The sequence below is a fragment of the Streptomyces hygroscopicus genome (genome assembly GCF_026168105.1).
Lineage (GTDB): Bacteria > Actinomycetota > Actinomycetes > Streptomycetales > Streptomycetaceae > Streptomyces > Streptomyces hygroscopicus_D.
This window is the reverse complement of record NZ_LBMW01000114.1, coordinates 1-4,810: the sequence shown is the minus strand read 5'-3', so window position 1 is coordinate 4,810 and position 4,810 is coordinate 1. Positions and strand designations below refer to the sequence as shown.

The window sequence follows — 4,810 nt, the reverse complement described above, 5'->3', positions numbered from 1 at the left end:
GACGTGCTCGTGCCGCGTCTGGCGAAGCTGCCCCCGGCCGCCGCGGGCACGCCGGACCTCGGAGAAGGCACGGTCCTGGTGACCGGCGCGTCCGGGGCGCTCGGCGGACTCGTCGCCCGGCACCTGGTCTCCACTCACGGCGTGCGCAGCCTGCTGCTGCTCAGCCGACGTGGCGCGGACGCCCCCGGCGCGGCCGGGCTGGAAGCCGAACTCGCCGCGTCGGGCGCCGAGGTGCGCTGGGCGGCCTGCGACGCGGCCGACCGGGATGCGCTCGCCGCCGCACTCGCCGGGACGCACGTGACCGCCGTGGTGCACACGGCCGGTGTGCTCGACGACGGCGTGATCGCCGCGCTCACCCCGGAGCGGCTGGACGCGGTGCTGCGCCCGAAGGTCAATGCCGTGCTGAACCTGCACGAGCTGACGAGCGACTTGTCGGCGTTCGCAGTCTTCTCGTCGGTCTCCGGCATCCTGGGCAGCGCCGGCCAGGGCAACTACGCGGCGGCGAACAACTTCCTCGACGCCTTCGCCGAAGCCCGTCGCGCACAGGGCCTCCCTGCGACCTCACTGGCGTGGGGCCTGTGGGAGCAGGGCAGCGGCATGGCCGACCGGCTCAACCAGGCGGACCTCGTCCGCCTGAAGCGGGTGGGGCTGGCGCCCATAGCCGTCGACGAGGGACTGCGCCTGTTCGACGCGGCACTGGCCTCGGACCGGCCGGCCGTCGCCCCGCTGCGACTGGACCTCGGCGCGATGCGGGGCACCACACCCTTGGTACTGCAGGGGCTGCGTAGCCCCGTGCGCGGCACCGCGCGGCGTACGGCCCCGACCGCGCCGAAGGGATCACTGGGACAGCGGCTGGCCGGGCTGCCGGAGGCCGAGCGCGATCAAGCGGTGCTTGAGCTGGTGCGTAACGAGGTCGCCGCCGTGCTCGGGCACGCCTCGGTTCAGGCGATACAGCCGGAACTCGCCTTCCAGGAAGCCGGTTTCGACTCGCTCACCGCGGTGGAGCTGCGCAACCGGCTGGACACGGCGACCGGCCTGCGGCTCCCCGCGACCATGGTCTTCGACTACCCGACGCCCGTCGCCCTCTCCCGCTTTCTGCTGGCCGTGACCCTGGGTGTCGAGGAGGAGTCCGAGGCCGCGGTCGTCACCGTGGCCGCGGCGGACGAGCCGATCGCGATCGTGGGGATGGCCTGCCGGTATCCCGGTGGGGTGCGGTCGCCCGAGGACTTGTGGCGGTTGGTGTTCGACGGCCGTGACGCGATTTCCGGGTTTCCCGAGGACCGGGGCTGGGACGTGGAGAGCCTCTACGATCCGGACCCCGACCGGCCCGGCAAGTCCTACGTGCGCCACGGCGGATTCCTGCACGAAGCGGCCGAGTTCGACCCGGCGTTCTTCGGGATCTCGCCGCGTGAGGCGCTGGCGATGGACCCGCAGCAACGGCTGCTGCTGGAGACTTCGTGGGAGGCGTTCGAGCGGGCGGGGATCGATCCGGCCTCGGTGCGCGGCAGCCGGACCGGGGTGTTCGCCGGGGTGATGTACCACGACTACGGCAGGCGGGTGAGGACGGCACCGGAAGGCATGGAAGCCTATCTCGGCAGTGGCAGCGCGGGCAGTATCGCCTCGGGCCGCGTCTCCTACACCTTCGGTCTTGAGGGCCCGGCGGTCACCGTCGACACGGCGTGTTCGTCGTCGCTCGTGGCCCTGCACCTGGCGGCACAGGCCATCCGGAGCGGCGAGTGCTCGATGGCCCTGGTCGGCGGTGTCACCGTCATGGCGACTCCTTCGACATTCGTGGAGTTCAGCCGTCAGCGTGGTCTGTCGGCGGACGGGCGGTGCAGGGCGTTCGCTGCTGGTGCGGACGGTACGGGTTGGGCCGAGGGTGCGGGGATGCTGCTCGTGGAACGGCTCTCCGACGCACGCCGTAACGGGCATCGGGTGCTGGCTGTGGTCCGGGGGTCGGCGGTCAATCAGGACGGTGCGTCGAATGGTCTGACGGCGCCGAACGGTCCTTCGCAGCAGCGGGTGATCCGGCAGGCGCTGGACTCCGCCGGGCTGTCGTCGATGGATGTGGACGTGGTGGAGGCGCACGGGACGGGCACCAGGCTGGGTGATCCGATCGAGGCGCAGGCCGTCATTGCCACGTACGGTCAGGAGCGGCCGGAGGACCGGCCGCTGTGGCTGGGCTCGTTGAAGTCCAACATCGGCCACGCTCAGGCTGCTGCCGGTGTCGGCGGTGTGATCAAGATGGTCATGGCGATGCGTCATGGTGTGCTGCCGCGCACGTTGCACGTGGACGAGCCGACGCCGCATGTGGACTGGTCGGCGGGTACGGTGCGGCTGCTGACCGAGGCCGTCGACTGGGAGACGGACCGTGCACGCCGCGCGGGCATCTCGTCCTTCGGCATCAGCGGTACCAACGCACACGTGATCATCGAGCAGGCGCCTGCCACGGCCGAGTTGGCCTCGGCGTCTGATCCGGGGCCGGTGGTGGTGCCGTGGGTGCTGTCGGCGCAGAGCGAGAACGCCCTGCGCGGGCAGGCGGAGCGGCTGTTGTCGTTCGTGGATGCGGAGGCAGGCCTGGCGGACATCGGCTTCTCGCTGGCCACGACGCGCTCGTCGATGGAGCGCCGGGCTGCCGTGGTGGGACAGAGCCGGGACGAACTCCTGGTCGCGCTGCGCGCGCTGGCCGCCGGCTCGCCGTCCGACCGGGTGGTTGTGGGCGGGCCGAGTGCCGCAGGCAAGACCGGCTTCCTGTTCTCGGGTCAGGGTTCGCAGCGTCTGGGGATGGGCCGGGAGTTGTATGCGGCGTTCCCGGTGTTCGCGGAGGCGTACGACGAGGTGTGTGCGCTGCTCGATGCGCCGGTCGATGTCGATGCGGACGAGTTGCATCGGACCGGGTGTACGCAGCCCGCGTTGTTCGCCATTGAGGTGGCGTTGTTCCGGCTCCTCGAATCGTGGGGTGTTCGGCCGGACTTTGTGGCGGGTCACTCCGTTGGCGAGATCGCGGCCGCGCATGTGGCCGGGGTGCTGTCGCTTCCGGATGCAGCGAAGCTGGTGTCGGCGCGTGCCGCGCTGATGCAGGCCCTGCCTGCCGGCGGGGCGATGGTGGCGGTGCAGGCCACCGAGGAGGAAGTCCTGCCGCACCTCACCGAGAGCGTCGGTATCGCGGCGGTGAACAGCTCGCAGTCGGTGGTGATCTCGGGCACCGATGAAGCGGTGACCGAGATCGCTGAGCTCTTTGCGCAGCAGGGTCGTAGGACGTCCCGGCTGAAGGTGAGTCACGCGTTCCACTCGCCGCTGATGGATCCGATGCTGGACGAGTTCCGTGAGATCGTCCGGGGGCTGACGTTCAACGAGCCTACGATTGCCTTGGTTTCGACCCTGACGGGCCGTCTGGCGGAGCCTTGTACCGCCGAGTACTGGGTGCGTCATGTCCGTGAGGCGGTGCGTTTCGCCGACGCTGTGCGGACCCTGCACGAGTCGGGTGTGACCACCTTCGTGGAGATCGGCCCCGGCGGTGTACTGAGTGCGCTTGTCCAAGGCTGTGTGGAGGACGCGTTCACCGTCCCGGTGCTTCGTGCTGAACGTCCCGAGCCGCAGGCCGTCGTCACCGCGGTCGCCGAACTGCACGTGCACGGAGCTTCCCCGGACTGGCACGCGTTCTTCCCCGGCGCGCGGACAGTCGACCTGCCCACCTACCCCTTCCAGTACGAGTGCTACTGGCTGGACGCGCCCGAGGAGTTCACCGGCGGTGCCGCTGCCGCCGGACTCGGGCTGGGAGCGGCCGAGCACCCGTTGGCGGGCGCGGCAGTCGCGCTTCCGGGCGTCGGCGGACACCTGGTCACCGGGCGGCTCTCGCTCAAGACCCACCCCTGGCTCGCCGACCACGCGGTCATGGGCAGCGTGCTGCTGCCGGGAACCGCGCTCGTGGAACTGGCGGTGCGCGCGGGTGAAGAGGCCGGTTGCAGGCGGATCGACGACCTGACGCTGGAAGCGCCGCTGATCGTCCCGGAGAGCGGGGGCGTGGTCCTGCAGGTGTGGGTCGGTGGCGAAGAGGAGCAGGGACGGCGCGCGTTGACCGTGCACTCGCGGCTGGAGGGTGCCGCGGAGGACGAGCCGTGGGTCCGGCACGCGGTCGGCCATCTGACGGATCAGCCGGGGCCGTCGTACGCAGCCGACTTCGGCGCCTGGCCGCCGGCGGGTGCCGAGGCCTGCGACCTGACGGCTTTCTACGACAACCTGGCCGAAGTCGGCCTGGAATACGGCCCGGTCTTCCAGGGACTGCGGTCGGTGTGGCGCAGCGGGGACGACGTCATCGCCGAGGTCGCTCTCGCCGAGGGTACGGAGGCGGGCGCGTTCGCCCTCCACCCGGCGCTGTTGGACGCTGTGCTCCACGCGATCGGCGCGGGGGGTGCCGTCGCCGTCGGCGAGATGCCGCTGCTGCCCTTCGCCTGGTCCGGGGTGAGTGTGCGGGCCGTCGGGGCGACGGCGCTGCGGGTCAAGGTCTCGCCGACGGGCACCGATACGGTGTCGCTGGTCGTGGCCGATGCGGCCGGGGGCCTGGTGGCCACGGTCGACTCGCTGTCGCTGCGGCCGGTGTCGCGGGAGCAGCTGCTCCGGGCCGGTGGCTCCGGCAGGCGTACGGGGGCCTCGCTGTTCGGGCTCGCATGGCGAACGGTGATGCTCGGCGATGCCACCGGGCTCGACGTCCGAACGTACACCGACCTGGCCGCTCTCGCCGCCGAACCCGCCATGCCGGACGTCGTCGTGGTGCCGTGCCCGGTGGGATCGGGTGAGGACACCGCGAGAA

The 4,810-nt window shown here is 71.3% G+C and carries 1 protein-coding gene; it reads left to right on the top strand.

Features of this window, described 5'->3' with window-relative positions:
- Nucleotides 1-4,810 (top strand): type I polyketide synthase (locus AAW14_RS38930; protein WP_265569202.1); only part of this gene is annotated, 4,810 nt, incomplete at both ends.